The sequence below is a fragment of the Nocardiopsis dassonvillei subsp. dassonvillei DSM 43111 genome (assembly GCF_000092985.1).
In the GTDB taxonomy this organism is placed as follows: domain Bacteria; phylum Actinomycetota; class Actinomycetes; order Streptosporangiales; family Streptosporangiaceae; genus Nocardiopsis; species Nocardiopsis dassonvillei.
This window is the reverse complement of record NC_014210.1, coordinates 2,256,913-2,273,382: the sequence shown is the minus strand read 5'-3', so window position 1 is coordinate 2,273,382 and position 16,470 is coordinate 2,256,913. Positions and strand designations below refer to the sequence as shown.

Here is a 16,470-nt window from a genome sequence, read left to right as displayed (position 1 = left end):
TCGGGTCCAACCTGTTCCGGACCCGGATCTCGGTGCACCACGTCGAACGCTGGGAGGACCGCAGCGTCCTGCGGTTCACGGTGACCCCCCTCAACGACCAGGACGAGGACAGGGAGGACCTGATCCTGCCCGCCCCCTTCGGCACCGGGGCCCTCGACCGCCAGCACAGCGCCTTCAACCTCGTCGATCCGCTTGAACAGGCCTTCTACTCGCCGGTCCGCGACGAGTCGGGGGAGACCACCATCGGCAGCGAGGTGGTCCCGCACTGGGTGATGGACGCCGACTACGAGTACCAGGTGCACTTTCCCCCGCTGCCCGAGGACACCGAGCGGATCACCCTGGTCGTGAACGGTTCGTTCGGCGAGTTCACCGGTATCCCGGTCATCGACGGCGAACCCCCGGCGGAACCGCCCGGCGACAGCGTCGACCCGTCCGACATCAACCCCGGCGACACGGTGGCCGTCCCCCTGCGCGAGGCGGAGATGACCTCCGAGCCCGAAGACTACGCCCGCGACCTGTACAGCATCATCGAGGACTCCTCCCGAACCCGGACCTCGACCACCGACGAGGAGACCATCGGCCTGCACGCCGACGTACTGTTCGACTTCGACGAGGCCACCCTCACCCCCGAAGCCGAGGACGTGCTGGCCGAGGTCGTACAGGAGACCCGGGAGAACGCCGACCCCTCGCGGCCGCCCATCCGCGTCGTCGGCCACACCGACGGCCGGGGCAGCGAAGACTACAACCAGGACCTGTCCGAGCGCCGCGCCCAGGCCGTCCTGGACGTCCTCGAAGAGGGTCTGGGCACCGAGTACGAGTACGAGACCGAAGGGAGGGGGGCCGAGGAACCCCTCGTCGAGGAGGGCGGCGCCGACGATGAGGAGGCACGGGCGACCAACCGCCGTGTGGAGATCTCCTACAAGATCAGGCAGCCCGGCGACGCCCGGACCGGTACCGAACAGCGGACCGGGTCGCTCGACGGCCGGACCGGCGCCGCTGCTCCCCCAGCGCCCTTCCGCGCCGAGGACGGTGAGGTGATCGACACGGCCGAGGCGGGCCTGGTCCAGGGCAACGCCGAGTACGAACTCGGTGTGCGTCCGCTCTACCGGGACGGCGCCTACCTCGTCGGGGTCTTCGACATCCGCCACATGGACACCGGCGGCACGGTCCCGCCGGTGCTGCGCCCGCTCAACTCCCGGGACTACCCGGGCGGGTGGTTCACCGCGTTCAACCTCACCGTCGGCGGGAACGAGGACGTGCGCTACCGGGCCGTGCGCGTGGGCCCCCGGCCGACCGAGGACCTGGAGCGCGCCCGGTACCTGTCCACCCCGCAGTGGCCGGTACAGCCTCTGGAGACCGGCCACACCGAACGCGTCTTCGTCTACTTCCCGGCGCCGCCGACGGAGACGGACGCCGTGACGCTCCACGCGGCGGACTTCGGGACCTTCGAGGTCCCCGTGGAGTAGGGGCCGCCGACCTCGGGCGCCCGTAGTACCCGGCAGGGGCGCACCTCCCCTCCCGTGCTCGGTCGCGGCCGGGGTCTGTCAGGACCCCGGCCGCGACCCGCCCGCCGCTGACCACGGTTTCCGGAGCGGCGGGCGTCGTGGTGGTCTCCGGTCGGCGCTCCCTTCAGCACTGTGCGCGCAAGCCGGGACAGACGTCCTCCGGGGATCCCCGGAGGACGTCGTGAAGCGCTCAACCGAACGGGCGCCCTCCGAGAAACGCCTGTTACACAGGGCTTTCGGGCATAGGCGGCAGGTTACGGCGTTGTCAGTCCCCCAATTCGGCGCGCTGGCGCAGGCCGCCCTCCCGGCCGATCTCCAGGACGGTGTCGATCCCGATCCTGCGCAGGAACCCGTGGTCGTGGCTGACGACCAGGAGCGCGCCGCGGTAGGCGTCGAGGGCCTCGGCGAGCTGCTCGACGCTGGAGGTGTCGAGGTTGTTCGTCGGCTCGTCCAGGACGAGCAGCTGCGCGGGCGGCTCCGCCAGGAGCAGCGTGGCGAGGCAGACGCGGAACCGCTCGCCGCCGGAGAGCGTGGCGACGGGGCGGTCGACGCCGTCCCCGCGCAGCAGCAGGCGGGCGAGCTGGTTGCGGACCTCCCCCGGCGGCGTGCCGGGGGCGACCGCCCGCACGTTCTCCAGCGCGCTCGCGGCGTCGTCAAGGCCGTCCAGGCGCTGGGGCAGGTACCCCACGCGGTCGGTCAGGAGCGTGCCGTGCGCGCGGCCCGGAACCGGATCGCCGCCGTGGACGAGCTGCTGGAGCAGGGTCGACTTCCCGGCGCCGTTGGGGCCGACCAGGGCGACGCGTTCGGGACCCTGGACGACGACGGTGCGTCCCTCGGCGTGGAACTCCGCCAGGCGGCGGCCGCGCGGCACGTCCGGATCGGGCAGCGTGAGGCGGATGTGCTCGTCCTCGCGTACGCGGGCGTCGGCGGCGTCGACCGCGGCCTGCGCGGCCTGGACCTTGTCGTCGAGGGTCGAGCGCATCGCCCCGGCCGAGGCCTGCGCCTTGCTGGCCCGGTTGCCCGCGAGGATCTTGGGGATGCCGCCGTCCTTCTGCGTCCTCCTGGCCGTGCGCTCGCGGCGGGCGAGCTTGGTCTCGGCCTCCACGCGCTGGCGCTTCTCGACCTTGAGGGCCTGCTGCGCGGACCGGGCCGCCTGGACGGCGGAGGCCTGCTCCTGTTCGAGGTGCTCCTTCCAGGCGCTGTAGGGGCCGCCGAACACGTCGAGGCTCCCGGCGTGGAGTTCGGCGGTGCTGTCCATGTGTTCGAGCAGTTCGAGGTCGTGGCTGACGACGACGAGGGTGCCGGGCCAGGTGTCGACGAACGCGGCGAGCCTGGCCCGCGTGGGCCGGTCGAGGTTGTTGGTGGGCTCGTCGAGCAGGGTGATCGGGGTGCGCCGCAGGCGCATGCCGGTGACGGCGATGAGTACCGCCTCACCGCCGGAGACCTGCGCGACGCGGCGGTCGAGGTCGGCGGCGGTGAACCCGATCTCGTGCAGGGCCTCGTCGGCGCGCGCCTCGATGTCCCAGTCGTCGCCGACCGCGTCGAAGTGGCGTTCGTCGGCGTCGCCCGCCTCGATCGCGCGGAGCGCGGCGAGGGTGGCGTCGATGCCGAGCAGTTCGGCGACCGTCGCCTCCGTGCCCAGGGTCAGGGTCTGCGGGAGGTAGCCGACGTCGCCGACCGCGTCGACGCGCCCCGAGGTGGGGCGCAGGTGACCGGCGATCAGGCGCAGCAGGGTGGACTTGCCCGCGCCGTTGCGGCCGACGAGCCCGGTGCGCCCGGTCGTGAGGGTGCCGCTCACGTGGTCGATCGCGACCGTGCCGTCCGGCCAGGCGAAGGTGAGGTCGGTGAGTGTGACGGCGGACTTGGTGGACATGCTGGGAGCTCTCCTTGTCCCCGGCGGCGGACGACTCCGTGGTCGGGCCGCGGGGCGGGGTCGATGGCGGGGGAACACGCGAACGCCGGCAGAGTGGTGCCGGGCGGGTGCGTGTTCGACCCGTGGCGGGCCGAAGAGGCGGTCGGATCGGCGTCGCCGCGCGCACGCGGACGAGGCGGAAGCCGTCAACGCGTCAACGGCTCCTTGGCCGTCGCCGCGCGCACGCGGACGGGGTGCCGATCGTCTCCGCTCTCGAAGGCGGGCGGACGTCACCACGCGCACGGGGGCGCGATGGGTGGTCGGCGTCATGGACGCGCCGGAGGGGACCGGGTCGAGGGGCGGGTCGGCGACGCCGCGGGGCGTACGCGGACGGACCGCCCCCGACGAGGTCGAGGTCGTTCACCGGGGCGCGGTACGCGCCCTCGCGGATGAAGGCCACCGGCGGTTCGGTGGCTAGAGTCTGTCGACCTCGATGAGCTCCATGGCCGTCATGCTACCAGCGGGTCCCGGTGGTCCCGGGGGGTGTCTGTGCCACTGGGGATCCCTGGGGTCATGGGGGTGCTGGAAGTCCCTGGAGTCACGGGGGCGCCTGGGACCACTGGAGTTCCCTGGGTGCTTGGGGCTACTCGGGGTCCCTAGGGTCGCGGGGTGCCTGGTACCACTGGAGGTCCCTGGGGTGCTTGGGGCCGCTGGGCTCCCAGGGGCGTCCGCCGCATGGAGCCGACCGTCGCCCGCGTGATGACGGACGCACGGGACCGCGTGCCCCGCGCACCGTGACCGGTGCGCGGGGCCGGGCGCTCAGAAGTCGGTACCGCAGAAGGACGCGCGCGGCGCGTGCAGGGCGGTGTCCAGGCGGGCCGCCGCGCCGGGGACGTGCTCGGTGAGCAGACCCGCGTCCGCGAAGGCGGTCAGCGTGCGTCCGCCCAGGTAGGCCGCGCCCAGGTGGGAGGCGTCCAGGGCGAGGTCGGGGGCGGCGTCGGTCGGGCGCACGCGGGCGCCGCCGGTGTCCGCCTCCAGGCGCCAGCGCCCGGCGTTCCAGGGGGCGTACCGGTCGGCGACCTCCAGCACCGTGTCCACCGGGGTGGCGTAGGGGCGGTCGGACAGGGAGCCGGGCAGGTCCACCAGGCGCATCCACAGGGCGTCGAAGTCCCGCCGGACCAGGCGCCGGGGGTCGGCCAGCAGGACGGTGAGGGGGTCGTCCCCGGGCAGTTTCTCGAAGACCGCCTCGCTGGTCAGGTCGCGGTCCAGGAGGTGTTCGTAGAGGGCGACCCGGGCGGCGGTGGAGACGGAGGCCAGCTCGCGCACCACCACCCGCCCCGAGGCGAGACCGTCCTCCCAGCGGTTGACGACGCGGTACAGCGCGTACCCGAGGGGACCGTCGGGGCCGCGCACCAGGGCCGCGCGCAGCCGTCCGGGCCCGCCGGCCTCCTTGTCCTGGAGTATCAGGCTCCACCAGTGCTCGTCGCGGGCGAGCTGGCCCGCGCGCTGGGGCAGCGCCTCGCGGTACACCCGCTCCACCTCCTGGCGGATCTCGGCGGTCTCGGCCAGTTCGAGGGTGAGGGAGGGGTCCCGGGGCGCGTCGGGGCGCAGGCGGGCGTGGGCGCGCTGGAGGGTCGCGTTGGTCTCGCGGAAGGCCAGGCCGTAGCCGAAGCGGGCGTAGATGCCGCCCTCGGAGGCCCACAGCGCGGCGAGGTTCTCGCCCCGGTCCCGGACCTCGGCGAGCTGGCGGCGCATGAGCGCGCTGAGCACGCCGCGGCGGCGGTACGTGGGCCACACGCCCACGCCGCTCACGCCCGCGACGCGGCGGGGCCCGCCGGGCATGGTCATCTCGAAGCCGTGGGACAGGGCGGTACCGACGACGCGGTCGCCGTCCACGGCGAGCAGGGTGCGGTCGTGCTCGGTGGTGGGGTGGTCGCGTTCGTTGTCCAGGATCTCCCGGGCGGAGAGGTTGAGGGCCTCGCAGAAGACCCTGACGGCCTCGGGGTAGTCCTTCTCCGTGCCCTCGCGCACGGTCCACGCGGGGGCGTCGTCTCGGCGGGAGGGGTCGTGCTGTGGCGCTCCTGTCATGGCACCGAGCCTCTCAGCCGCCACGGGGAGGGCGCCAGTGGGTTTCCCGGCGTGCCGCGCACCTCCCCCGCGCGGCGCGGACGCCTGTTCCCCCCGTGCTCGGCCGCCGCGGCAGACCGCCTCTTCCCCGTCCGCCGCGCGGACCGGGCCGCCGTGACGAGTAATACGCGGTGCCACGGGGCACCTCTCCCCTGTGACACGTACGATCTCCTCTTCTTCCCGTGCCCGATCCGACCAGTCGGGCGACCGGCGCGGACTCGTCCTGGGGGTGGACGCCGGGGGCACCGCCACCCGGGCGCTGGTGGCCACCCTCTCCGGAGAGCGGCTGGGCGAGGCCCGGGCCGGGGGCGCCAACCCCAACTCCCACGGCGCGGACCGGGCCGCCGAGCGGCTGGCCGAGGCGGTGGCGGGAGCGCTCGACGCGGCCGGACCGCGGGCGCGCGGGGCCGTGGCCTTCGGCGTGGTCGGCCTGGCGGGGGTGTCCGCGCTGCGCGACGACGCGGTGCGCGCTCGCCTGGAGCGGGCTCTGGCCGGGGCGGGACTGGCGCCGGAGAACACGGCGTTCACCGGCGACGACGAGGTGGCCTTCGCCTCGGGCACCCCGGGGCCCGACGGCACGGTGCTGATCGCGGGGACCGGGGCGATCGCCACCCGGGTCGAGGAGCGCAGGCGGACCCGTTCGGCGGACGGCATGGGGTGGCTCATCGGCGACGAGGGGTCGGGGTTCTGGATCGGGCACCAGGCGGCCCGGGAGACGGCGCGGCAGCTGTCCCGGGGCGGGGAGCTGAGTCCGCTGGCGCGCGCGGTGGCCAAGCAGGTCATCCCGGGCCAGCGTCCCTCGGAGGGAGGGAACCACCTGCCCGAGGAGCACGCCCGCAACTTCGCCCGGGTCCTGACCACGGCCGCCCCGGTCACGCTGGCCGCGCTGGCGCCCCTGGTCAGCGAGGCCCACACGCAGGGCGATCCGGCGGCCGAGGTGATCGTGGAGGCCGCCGCGGGACACCTGGCGCACTCGGTGCACCAGGTGCGCTCGCCCGGGGAGAGACTGCCGGTGGTGCTGGCCGGCGGGGTGCTCTCGCGGTCCGAGCCGGTGCGCTCGGCGCTCACCCGCAAGCTGGCGTTGTCCGCGTCGGGGGCGAAGGTCGCCACGGCCGGGTGCACGGCGGGCGCGGCGGCCTGGCTGGCGGCCCTGCGGGCGGGGGTTCCGGAGGACGACCGGCGGCTGCACGCGGCGTTCACCGTGGTCGGCCGCGCCCCGGGCAAGGACCGCCCCGACGCCGCCTGAGGGCGCACGCCCGCACTGCGCCGTGACAGCGGGGTTTCCCACGGCGATCTCGCTACCGGCGTCGCTGTCGGTGTCGGCGGTGGCCCTGGTAGCGGACTCGTCCCGGGCGGGCGCGATCCGACTCGGCGCGGTCGACCGCCCGCAGCGGAAGCGGGCCCGGGTCCGCAGGCGCGGGCTCCGGCCCCGATCTGACCACCCCGCAGGCGCGAGCCGGTCCCGCCCCGGGGCGGGCTGCCGCAGCCGCCCGGCGGCGGCGCCGCGCGGACCGGTTCCGCTGCCGCCGGGCTCAGGTTTTGCCCTGGTGCGTCCCCGTGCCTTACGGTAAGTCCTACTTAGGTTTACCTAACTCACCCCGGAAGAAAGAGGGCGCCGTGGCACAGCGGCAGGGACGGGCCAGGACCGTCCACACCGGAAGGGTCGAGGCGGTCGAGCAGATCACCCCGCACATGGTCAGGGTCGTCCTGGGCGGGGAGGGCCTGGACGCGTTCTCCACCGACGGGCACACCGACAGCTACGTCAAGCTGCTCTTCCCCCCGCCCGCGCCCGGCGACCCCGAGCCCTTCGACCTGGAGCGCGTGCGCGCCGAGCGCCCCCGCGAGGAGTGGCCGGTCACCCGCACCTACACCGTGCGCGACTGGGACGCCGAGGCCCGGCGGCTCACCCTCGACTTCGTCCACCACGGCGGCACCGGACTGGCCGGGGTGTGGGCGGCGGGCGCCAGGCCGGGCGACCGGCTGCGCCTGATGGGTCCCGGCGGCGCCTACTCCCCCGACCCCGGGGCCGACTGGCACCTGCTGGCCGGGGACGAGAGCGCCCTGCCCGCCATCGCCACCGCCGTGGAGGCGCTGGCCCCGGACGCCACCGCCCACGTGTTCGTCGAGGTCGGCGGCCCCGAGGACGAGCTGAAGCTGGAGGGCGGCCCGGGCGTCCACGTGCACTGGCTGCACCGGGGGGACGAGGCCGTGGGCTCGGTCCTGGTCCCCGCCGTGCGCGCCCTCGACTTCCCCGAGGGCCGTGTCCACGCGTTCGTGCACGGCGAGGCCGCCTTCGTCCGCGACCTGCGCCGTCTGCTGCGTGTCGAGCACGGTCTGCCCAAGGAACAGCTGTCGGTGTCGGGGTACTGGCGCCTGGGCCGCGACGAGGACGGCTGGCAGTCGAGCAAGGCCGAGTGGAACCGCGGTGTGGAGGCCGAGGAGGAGGCCGCCCTGGCGGGGAGGGCCTGACCTTCCCCGCCGGGCGGGCCCGCACCCCCGGTGCGTTCCGCGTCCGGGCAGGTCCGCGCCTCGGGCACCGGCCGACCCTGGCCTCTCCCCCGAGGCGTCCGCGTCCCGGGGCACCGGGGCCGCGGGCACCGGACGGCGTCCGGCCTCCCCGCCGGACGCCGGTGCCGCCGCCTCACATTTCGAGGTTCTCCAGGGCGATGAGGTAGGCCTCGTTGTACGTGGGGAACTGCGGGATCGAGTCCAGCAGCGCCGCGACCGGCAGGCCGGTGCGGATCGCCAGCGCCGCGGTGTGGATCCACTCCGAGGCCATCGGGGAGAACGCCCACGCGCCCACCAGCACCCCGCGGCGGCGGTCGGCGACCAGTCCCAGGGTGCCGCGCGGGTCGGTGTCGTAGGTCCAGGGCCGGGCCAGGGTCTGGGGCAGGTCGGCCTCGGCGGTGGCCGTGTCGATCCCCTGTTCCCGCGCCTGGGCCTCGGTGAGCCCCACCCCGGCGATCTCGGGGTAGGAGAAGATCACGCGCGGCACGCCGGTGTAGTCGGCGGCCCGGTCCTTACCCAGGATGTTGTCGGCGACCACGCGCCCCTGGTACTTGGCCACGTGCGTGAACAGGGCCCGGCCGGTGGCGTCGCCGACCCCCCACAGCCCGGGCGCGGCTCGGCAGCGCTCGTCCACGCGCAGGCTGGCGCGGTCCAGCTCCACCCCGACCTCCTCCAGCCCCAGGCCGCCGCCGCGGGGGCGGCGGCCGGTGGCGAGCACGATCACGTCCGCCTCCACGTGCTCGCCGTTGTCCAGGGTCGCGCGGATCCCGTCCCCGTCCCGGGCCACCGCGGAGACCTGGGTGTTCAGGTGCACGGTGACGCCGTCGCGGTCGAACTGGTCGCTGATCAGTTCGCACAGACGGGGTTCCTCGCGGTTCACCAGGCGCGGGCCGCGCTGGACCAGGGTGACCTGGGAGCCCATCCGGGCCAGGAACTGGCCCAGCTCCACCCCCACGGCGCTGCCGCCGACCACGACGGCCCGGCCGGGCACGTCGGTGAGGGTGGTGGCCTCGCGGTTGGTCCACACCACGGAGGGGTCCAGGTCGTCCAGCCCCTCGATCGGCGGGCGCACCGCCTCCGAACCGGTGGCCACGACGACGTGGTCGGCGGTGAGCTCGGTGTCGCCCACCGCCACCCGCCACGGGTCGCGGCCGATGACGCGCCCCTCGCCGCGCAGCACCAGGGCGCCCTGGTCCCGGTACCCCTGGACCTGCGCGGAGTCGTCCAGGTGGCGGATCATCTGGTCCCGGTAGTCGCGCAGCTCGGGCCAGCGCAGGTCCGGGCGGGAGACCCCGGCGGCGCCGTCGGCCTCCTGGCGCACCTCCGGCGGGCGCAGCAGCACCTTGGTGGGGATGCAGGCCCAGTAGCCACACTCGCCGCCGATGAGTTCGCGCTCGACCACCGCCACGCGCTTGCCGGCGGCGAGCAGCCGACTCGCGACGGTCTCACCGCCCGGCCCCATTCCGATGACGATCGCGTCCATGTGTTGCATGTGTCCTCGTTCCGCCCGGGTCCCGGTCACCCCCGATGGTGTCGCCTGCCCGTGTTCCGGGGAAGTCCCGACACGCCGTCATTCTCCGGGTTCGCGCGGTCCGGTCCGGGCCGGGGCGACGGTGCCCCGGTCGCGGCCGTGCGCGCCTCGGTTCGGGCCGCCCCCGGCACACGCGCCACCGCGCACCGCGCCGACGGGGCGTCCCTCCGCCCGGAGCCCGGGCGCGGGCACACGCCCCGGGCCGGGGCGCCGACGCGCGGACCGCTGGTGTCCACACGCTCCGCCACCCGGGGCGGGAGAGCGCGTGCCCGCACGCGGAACCTCTGTACGGCGCGTCACAGCACCCGCGCGCGTCACACGCGTCCCGGACGTGGTGGAATAGCCGATCGGCATCCCTGCCACCGCCCCGTCCGAAAGGAACCGCCGTCCCCGGCGCACGCGCATGTCCACGCAGACCCTGATCCTCGCCTTGGACCTCGTCGGCATCCTCGCCTTCGCCGTCGACGGGGCGCTGACCGGCATCCGCACCGCGCGCCTGGACATCGTCGGCGTCCTGGCCCTGGGCGTGGTGACCGCCCTGGGCGGCGGCGTCATCCGCGACCTGCTGCTCGGCGTGACCCCCGCGACCTTCCAGGACTGGCGCTACATCTGCACGGCGCTGCTGGGCGCGACCGCCGCGTTCTTCCTCAGCAGGCAGCTCACCCACCTGAACCGGCCCATCCTCGTCTTCGACGCGGCCGGGCTGAGCCTGTTCGCGGTGATCGGGGCGACCAAGGCCCTGGAGCTGGGTTTCGGCCCCCTCCAGGCCACCCTGCTCGGCGTCGTCACCGGGGTGGGCGGCGGCACGATCCGCGACGTCCTGCTGAACCGGGTGCCGACCGTGCTGAGCGCCAACTCGCGCCTGTACGCCGTCCCCGCCCTGCTGGGCGCGGGCCTGGTCGCCGTCGCGTACTGGGCGGGCCTGACCTGGGGGTGGATCGCCGTGGTGGGGGCGGTGCTGTGCTTCGCCGTGCGGCTGCTGGCGCTGCTCTACCGCTGGAACGCGCCCAGCCCGCCGGGTTCCCCTCCGCTGTGAGACCCGCCGGTGCCCTCGTCTCCCGTTCCCCCGCCCGGGCGAGAGCCGCCGGTGCCCGTCCCGGCCGCCTCCCCGCCGCCGCGGGCCCCGGCCGCGTCCCCGGCTCCGCCCAGCGCCCGGGACGCGACGCCGCGCAGGAGTTCGACCATCGCCGGGACCGGCTCGGGCGGGCGGCGCCGGTGCACGGCGTAGATCTCTCGGGCCAGGCGGGTGCCGCGCAGCGGACGGCTGACCCAGCCGCCCCGGCGGTCCGAGCGCAGGATGCTCAGCGGGACCAGGGCCACCCCCACCCCGGCCTCGACCAGGGCCAGGGCCACCTCGTAGTCGCGGGTCTCGTAGGCCACGTTCAGGCTCACCCCGGCGGCAGCGGCGGCGGTGTCCAGGCTGATCCGGTTGTAGATGCCCGGGGCCCCGCAGATCCACTCCTCGCCCGCCAGGTCGGCCAGCGCCACGTCGCGGTCGGCCAGGGCGTGGCCCTCGGGCACGACCACCAGCAGCGGGTCCACCAGGACGCGTTCGCGGTGCAGGCCCCCGGAGCGCGGCAGGGGCACGCCCGGGTAGCGGTGGGTCAGGAGCAGGTCCAGGTCCCCGGAGGCGACCAGGCCGTACCCGCCCGGGGGCTCGATGTCGGACAGCGACAGCCGCACCTGGGGGTGCTGGCGCCCGAAGGCGGCCAGGGTGGCGGGCAGCAGGACCTTGCCCGCGCTGGCGAAGGCCCCCAGGGACAGGCGCTCGGGGGACTCGCCGGCCACGGCGCGCACGGCGGCCTCGGCGTCGCGCAGCTCCCCCAGCACCCGTTCGCCGTGTTCGAGCAGGACCCTGCCCGCCTCGGTGAGGGTGGCCCCGGTGCGGCCGCGTTCGACCAGGGTGCAGCCGACCTCGCGCTCCAGTTTGGTGAGCTGCTGGGACAGGGCGGGCGGGGTGAAGGACAGGCGCTCGGCGGCCGCGGCGATCGAGCCCGCGTGCGCGATCTCCACGAGCACCCGCACCCGGTTGGCGTCCAGCACGGCGGCCCTCCTTTCACACAAAGCGAGGTACAAAGTTTCGCTTAACGATCTTTAGCAGACCCAACTTTAAGTTAATGGCCGGTAGGGGCACAGTGGGCTGTATGAGCACCACGACCGCGCACGCCGCGCCCACGGCCACCGATGTCCGTGCCGCCGCCGAACGCATCGCCCCCTACGCCCGCCGCACCCCGGTCATGCACGCCGAGGTGGACGGGCGTCCGCTGACGCTCAAGCTGGAGCACCTCCAGCGCACCGGGGCGTTCAAGCTGCGCGGCGCCCTCAACGCCCTGCTGGGCGGGGAGGCAGCCGACCGGGTGATCACCGCCTCCGGCGGCAACCACGGCCTGGGGGTGGCCACCGCCGCCCGCCTGCTGGGCGTGCGCGCGACGGTCTACGTCCCCGAGTCGATCCCCGAGGCCAAGGCGGCGCCGCTGGCCGCCACCGGCGCCGAGGTCGTCAGGGTGGGAGAGCACTACGCGGTGGCCGCCGAGGCTGCCCGCGCCCGCGCCGAGGCCGAGGGCGTGCGCTACCTGCACGCCTTCGACGACGCCCTCGTCGTGGCCGGTCAGGGCACGATCGGACTGGAGATCGCCGCCGACGCGCCCGAGTGCGACACCATCGTCGTCGCGGTGGGCGGCGGCGGACTGGTGGCCGGGGTGCGCCTGGGCGCGGAGGGGCGCGAGGTCGTGGGCGCCGAACCCGAGGGCTGCGCGAGCATGCACGCCGCGATGGCCGCCGGGCACCCCGTGCAGACCCCCGTGGACTCGGTGGCCTCCTCCGCGCTGGGCGCGGCCACCCTGGGCCGGGTCCCCTTCGAGGTGCTGAGCGCCCACCCGGTGACCCGGGCCCTGGTGAGCGACGCCGAGATCCTGCGGGCCCAGGACCGGCTCTGGGAGGAGTTCCGCATCGCCACCGAACCGGCCGCGGCCGTGCCCTTCGCCGCCTGGCTGGCGGGGCGCGTCCCCGGCGAGCGGCCGTGCCTGGTGGTGTGCGGGGCCAACGCCGAATGGCGCCGCGCCGACTGAACCCACAGGAACCCGCACGTCACGGGCCTGTTCCGCCCGCCCTCCCCACGTGGTGACCTGGAACACTCTCCTCGTGGCCGACCCGTTGTTACCCACGGGTCGGCCTTACATTGGACTCCGTCATCCGACCATTGGTGAGGGAGAACACGTGTTCTACGGTGCTTTGCGGCAGACGGTGTCGGTACTCGCCCGTACCCTGTGCCGTCCGACCGTCGAGGGCCGTGAGAACGTCCCCGCCGACGGAGCGGTCCTGCTGGCCAGCAACCACCTGTCCTTCATCGACAGCGTGATCATCCCGCTGTCGGTCACCCAGCGCCGGGTGCGCTTCCTGGCCAAGTCCGACTACTTCGAGGGGACCGGCATCAAGGGGCGCGTGACCAAGACCGTGTTCTCCTCCCTGGGCGCCATGCCGGTGCAGCGCCGCGACGCGCGCGGGGCCATGCTGTCCCTGGAGATGATGCTGGAGCGCCTGAACGAGGGCGAGGCCTGCGTGATCTACCCCGAGGGCACCCGCTCCCGGGACGGACGCCTGTACCGGGGCCGCACCGGCGTGGCCCTGCTGGCGATGGAGTCCAAGGCCCCGGTCGTGCCGGTGGCCGTGGCCGGAACCCAGGACGTGCAGCCGGTCGGCGCCTCCATGCCGCGCCCGCGCCCCTACAGCATCCGCTTCGGCGAACCGCTGGACTTCTCCACCGGCTACGACCACCTCGCCCCGGGCAAGGCGCGCCGGGAGATCACCGACCGGATCATGGACTCCATCCACGCGCTGTCGGGTCAGGAGCGGGCCAAGGGGTACAACTCCCTCGGCGCCGACGAGTGACCGGAGCGCGTCCGCGCGGGTGAGCGCGCGGGCACGAGCGGCGCAGCGACCCGCGCGCGGCCGACGCCCGCGTCGCCTACGCTTGCGCGCATGCGCGTACTGATCGTGTCCGACACCCACATCCCGCGCCGCGCCCGCGACCTGCCCGAACAGGTCTGGCGCGAGGTCGACCGGGCCGACGCGGTGATCCACGCCGGGGACTGGTGCGACCTGGCCAGCCTGGAACGCCTCGACGCGCGGGCCGAACTCCTGGTCGGCGTCCACGGCAACAACGACGGCGCCGACCTGCGCGAGCGGCTGCCCGAGGTCGCCCGCGCCACGCTCGGCGGGGTGCGCTTCGCGGTCGTGCACGAGACCGGCGACGCGCGCGGGCGCGAGAAGCGCTGCCAGGAGCGCTTCCCCGACTGCGACGTGCTGGTGTTCGGGCACTCCCACATCCCGTGGGACACCACGGCCCCTTCCGGTCTGCGCCTGCTCAACCCGGGCTCCCCCACCGACCGGCGCAGGCAGCCCCACCACACGTACATGACGCTGGTGGCCGAGGACGGGCGCCTGGACGGGGTCCGGCTGCACCGGGTGGGCTGAAGGGGAGCCCGGGGCCCGCGCCGGGGGCGCGGACGGCGTCAGAACGTGAGCACGCCGAGGATCCCCAGGTAGAGCACGATCAGCAGCACGCCCTCGAATCCGATCCGGCCCCAGCCCTTCGTCTGGCGGATGATGAGCCCGGCGAGCAGGACCACGGTCATCAGCAGCGCGCCGACGGTGAGGAAGAGTTCGTCGGCGCTGGCGGCGTGGTACAGCGAACCCCCGCGGTAGAAGACGTCACCCACGGCCACGTTGAGCGCGTCCAGACTGTTGCCGCCGATGATGGCGGACACCGCCAGGGTCATCGCGCCCCGCCGGACCGCGGCGACCGCCGCGACCGTCTCGGGGATGGCGTTCACCGCGCCCATGGCCACCGCGCCGACCAGCCCAGCGCTGAGCCCGGTGGACTCCACGATCACGCCCGCAGCCTCGGCGAGCGCCCACCCGCCCACGGCCACCACGGTGCCCACCGCGAGGAAGCGCACCCACAGCACGCCCGTGCCGGTGCCGTCCTCCTCGTCGGCGCCGTCGTCGTCGGGGACGTCCACCACGGTCTCCCGGGTGCGCACGGCCTGCCACATGGGCTGCTCGTTCTCCTGCCTGATCAGCCAGAGCCCGCCCATGTAGAAGGCGATCATCCCGACCGAGGCCGGGTGCACCCCCAGGAGCGTCACGTCCGGGCCCAGTGCGGTGAGCACGACCACGGACAGCAGGCCGATGAGCAGACAGCAGAAGAGCAGGTTCGCCGAGGAGGCAGCGGCGTGCTCCAGGTTGGCGCGCCGGTAGAAGAAGTCGGCCACCGCCAGCGCCAGCGTCTGCGCGGCGATGCCCCCGACCGCGTTGCTGTAGGCCAGTCCGGGCTGGTCGCCGAGGGCGCTGACCGCGGTCATCACGATCCCCGACAGGGACGTGGCCAGTCCGAAGAAGACCGCGCCGAAGACCGCCTCGCCCCAGCCGGTGCGGTCGGCCAGGACGTCGCCGAGGGAGGTCATCCGCACACTGGCCACCACGGTCACCGCGGCCACCAGGACGAAGATCGCGACGCTCCACCCCAGCGGCCAGGGGGGAGATAAAGCCTCCAGCATGTCCACCTCTTCCTTCTGTTGTGCTTTGCGGACCGGCATCTACCCCCTCCCTGTACGACAAACCCGAGCGGACGCGGGCGGGCCGCCGTCGGAAGGGGCCTCTGCCGAGCGGCCGGGGACGGCAGGCGCGGGTACACGGACGGGTACACGGAAAGGCCAAATCCCCTCCAATCAGCGTTACCGGCCGGAGGCCCTGGGTAGCCGGAGTCGGAAGCACGCAGTGCGACGGCCACATCCCCCAGTGATGAGGTGGACATGTTCCGGCACACCAAACACCTGCAGTTCGAGGCCAAGCCCGAGGCTCCCGACGCGCTCTACGCGGCCAAGCTCCAGGAGCTCATCGGCGGCGCCTACGGCGAGATGACCGTCACCATGCAGTACCTGTTCCAGGGGTGGAACTGCCGCGTCGAGGGCAAGTACAAGGACCTGATCATGGACGTGGCCACCGAGGAGATCGGCCACGTCGAGATGCTCGCCACGATGGTGGCGCGCCTGCTGGAGGGCGCTCCGGCCACCACGGTGGCCAAAGCCGTCAAGGACCCGGCCGTGGCCGCGGTCGTGGGCGGGATGAACCCGCAGCAGGCCATCGTCGCCGGCGGCGGCGCCGTACCGGCCGACTCCGGCGGCACCCCCTGGAACGGCAAGTACATCGTGGCCAGCGGCAACCTGCTGGCCGACTTCCGCGCCAACGCCGCGGCCGAGGCCCAGGGCAGGCTCCAGACCGCGCGCCTGTACAACATGACCGACGACCCCGGTGTCAAGGCCATGCTCCAGTTCAACCTGGCCCGCGACACCGTCCACCAGAACATGTGGCTGGCCGCGATCGAGGAGCTCCAGGAGGACGGCATGGAGGGCGAGATCGCGCCCAACGCGCTCTTCGACGAGGAGAACCAGGAGCACGCCAACACGATCTGGGGCCTGTCGGACGGCACGGCGGCCGCCAACGGCGGCTGGTCGCACCGGCCCGCGCCGGACGGCCGCCACGAGCTGCGCTACCTCGACCAGCCCCAGCCGCTCGGCGGCCCGGCCTCCGCGCCGCCCCCGGACCCCGCGCTGTACGGGACCGACGGCGGCCCCAGCGGCGAGGGCTCGGTCAAGGGCCCGTCCAAGGCCACCAAGGGCGAGGGCTTCGTGGACAAGCTCAAGGACACCCTGGAGTGACCTGAACCGGCTCTCCCGTCCGCCCGTCCCGTTCCGCGCGGGGCGGGCGGTCCCGCGTTTCGGGGGATGTCCGCGCTGAGGGGCCGCACCGCGGACAGGCGGAGCGGCGCCGGGTGAAACGGGGCCCAGACCCCGGACGCGCGGGCACGAACCCGGCGCAGCGGCCCGGGGGGGGCGGCCGAAGGACCGCAGCCCACAGGCGTGGCCGCCTCCCCGCATCGCAGGCGC

Annotated in this window: 13 protein-coding genes; 8 read left to right on the top strand and 5 right to left on the bottom strand. The window is 74.4% G+C overall.

Annotation, left to right across the window (positions count from 1 at the left end):
• The first annotated feature begins 32 nt into the window (after window positions 1-32).
• The gene (locus tag NDAS_RS09225) at window positions 33-1,466 is read left to right on the top strand and encodes an OmpA family protein (RefSeq protein ID WP_013152895.1); all 1,434 of its coding nucleotides are present in this window, start codon (window positions 33-35) and stop codon (window positions 1,464-1,466) included.
• A 304-nt stretch (window positions 1,467-1,770) separates the two neighbouring features.
• Here NDAS_RS09225 and NDAS_RS09220 read toward each other — a convergent pair whose 3' ends face one another.
• Window positions 1,771-3,378, bottom strand: coding sequence for an ABC-F family ATP-binding cassette domain-containing protein (locus tag NDAS_RS09220; RefSeq protein ID WP_013152894.1), 1,608 nt, complete (start codon window positions 3,376-3,378; stop codon window positions 1,771-1,773).
• A gap of 798 nt (window positions 3,379-4,176) precedes the next feature.
• Window positions 4,177-5,445, bottom strand: a complete 1,269-nt coding sequence (locus NDAS_RS09215; protein ID WP_013152893.1) for a GNAT family N-acetyltransferase — start codon at window positions 5,443-5,445, stop codon at window positions 4,177-4,179.
• 268 nt (window positions 5,446-5,713) lie between these two features.
• On the opposite strand from NDAS_RS09215, the gene NDAS_RS09210 reads away from it, so the two are divergent.
• Together NDAS_RS09210 and NDAS_RS09205 are read left to right on the top strand one after the other, a co-directional pair.
• Window positions 5,714-6,730: an N-acetylglucosamine kinase gene (locus tag NDAS_RS09210; protein WP_013152892.1), complete on the top strand. Its 1,017-nt coding sequence runs from the start codon at window positions 5,714-5,716 to the stop codon at window positions 6,728-6,730.
• 371 nt (window positions 6,731-7,101) lie between these two features.
• Window positions 7,102-7,953 carry a siderophore-interacting protein gene (locus tag NDAS_RS09205; RefSeq protein ID WP_013152891.1) on the top strand — a complete coding sequence of 284 codons (852 nt, stop codon included), beginning with the start codon at window positions 7,102-7,104 and terminating at the stop codon, window positions 7,951-7,953.
• Between the two features lie 172 nt (window positions 7,954-8,125).
• Here NDAS_RS09205 and NDAS_RS09200 read toward each other — a convergent pair whose 3' ends face one another.
• Entirely contained in the window at window positions 8,126-9,484 is a 1,359-nt protein-coding gene (locus tag NDAS_RS09200; protein ID WP_013152890.1) for a dihydrolipoyl dehydrogenase family protein, read from the bottom strand.
• Window positions 9,485-9,926: 442 nt separating this feature from the next.
• Between NDAS_RS09200 and NDAS_RS09195 the strand changes: the two genes are divergently transcribed.
• Window positions 9,927-10,559 carry a trimeric intracellular cation channel family protein gene (locus NDAS_RS09195; protein ID WP_013152889.1) on the top strand — a complete coding sequence of 211 codons (633 nt, stop codon included), beginning with the start codon at window positions 9,927-9,929 and terminating at the stop codon, window positions 10,557-10,559.
• On the opposite strand, the gene NDAS_RS09190 is transcribed toward NDAS_RS09195, so the two are convergent.
• Window positions 10,514-11,566: a LysR family transcriptional regulator gene (locus NDAS_RS09190; RefSeq protein ID WP_013152888.1), complete on the bottom strand. Its 1,053-nt coding sequence runs from the start codon at window positions 11,564-11,566 to the stop codon at window positions 10,514-10,516. The two genes, NDAS_RS09195 and NDAS_RS09190, sit on opposite strands and share 46 nt — an antisense overlap.
• 101 nt (window positions 11,567-11,667) lie before the next feature.
• Here NDAS_RS09190 and NDAS_RS09185 point away from each other — a divergent pair, with 101 nt between their 5' ends.
• The 3 genes from NDAS_RS09185 (at window position 11,668) to NDAS_RS09175 (ending at window position 13,996) form a co-directional block, all read left to right on the top strand.
• Window positions 11,668-12,591 (top strand): serine/threonine dehydratase, encoded by a 924-nt coding sequence (locus tag NDAS_RS09185; RefSeq protein ID WP_013152887.1) that lies wholly within the window; start codon window positions 11,668-11,670, stop codon window positions 12,589-12,591.
• A gap of 148 nt (window positions 12,592-12,739) precedes the next feature.
• Window positions 12,740-13,411, top strand: a complete 672-nt coding sequence (locus tag NDAS_RS09180) for a lysophospholipid acyltransferase family protein (protein WP_013152886.1) — start codon at window positions 12,740-12,742, stop codon at window positions 13,409-13,411.
• 90 nt (window positions 13,412-13,501) lie between these two features.
• Window positions 13,502-13,996, top strand: coding sequence for a metallophosphoesterase family protein (locus NDAS_RS09175; protein ID WP_013152885.1), 495 nt, complete (start codon window positions 13,502-13,504; stop codon window positions 13,994-13,996).
• Window positions 13,997-14,034: 38 nt separating this feature from the next.
• Here NDAS_RS09175 and NDAS_RS09170 read toward each other — a convergent pair whose 3' ends face one another.
• On the bottom strand, window positions 14,035-15,120 hold the full coding sequence (locus NDAS_RS09170) for a sodium:calcium antiporter (protein ID WP_013152884.1): 1,086 nt from the start codon (window positions 15,118-15,120) through the stop codon (window positions 14,035-14,037).
• Window positions 15,121-15,336: 216 nt separating this feature from the next.
• Here NDAS_RS09170 and NDAS_RS09165 point away from each other — a divergent pair, with 216 nt between their 5' ends.
• Window positions 15,337-16,242, top strand: a complete 906-nt coding sequence (locus NDAS_RS09165; protein WP_013152883.1) for a manganese catalase family protein — start codon at window positions 15,337-15,339, stop codon at window positions 16,240-16,242.
• Window positions 16,243-16,470: the final 228 nt, after the last annotated feature.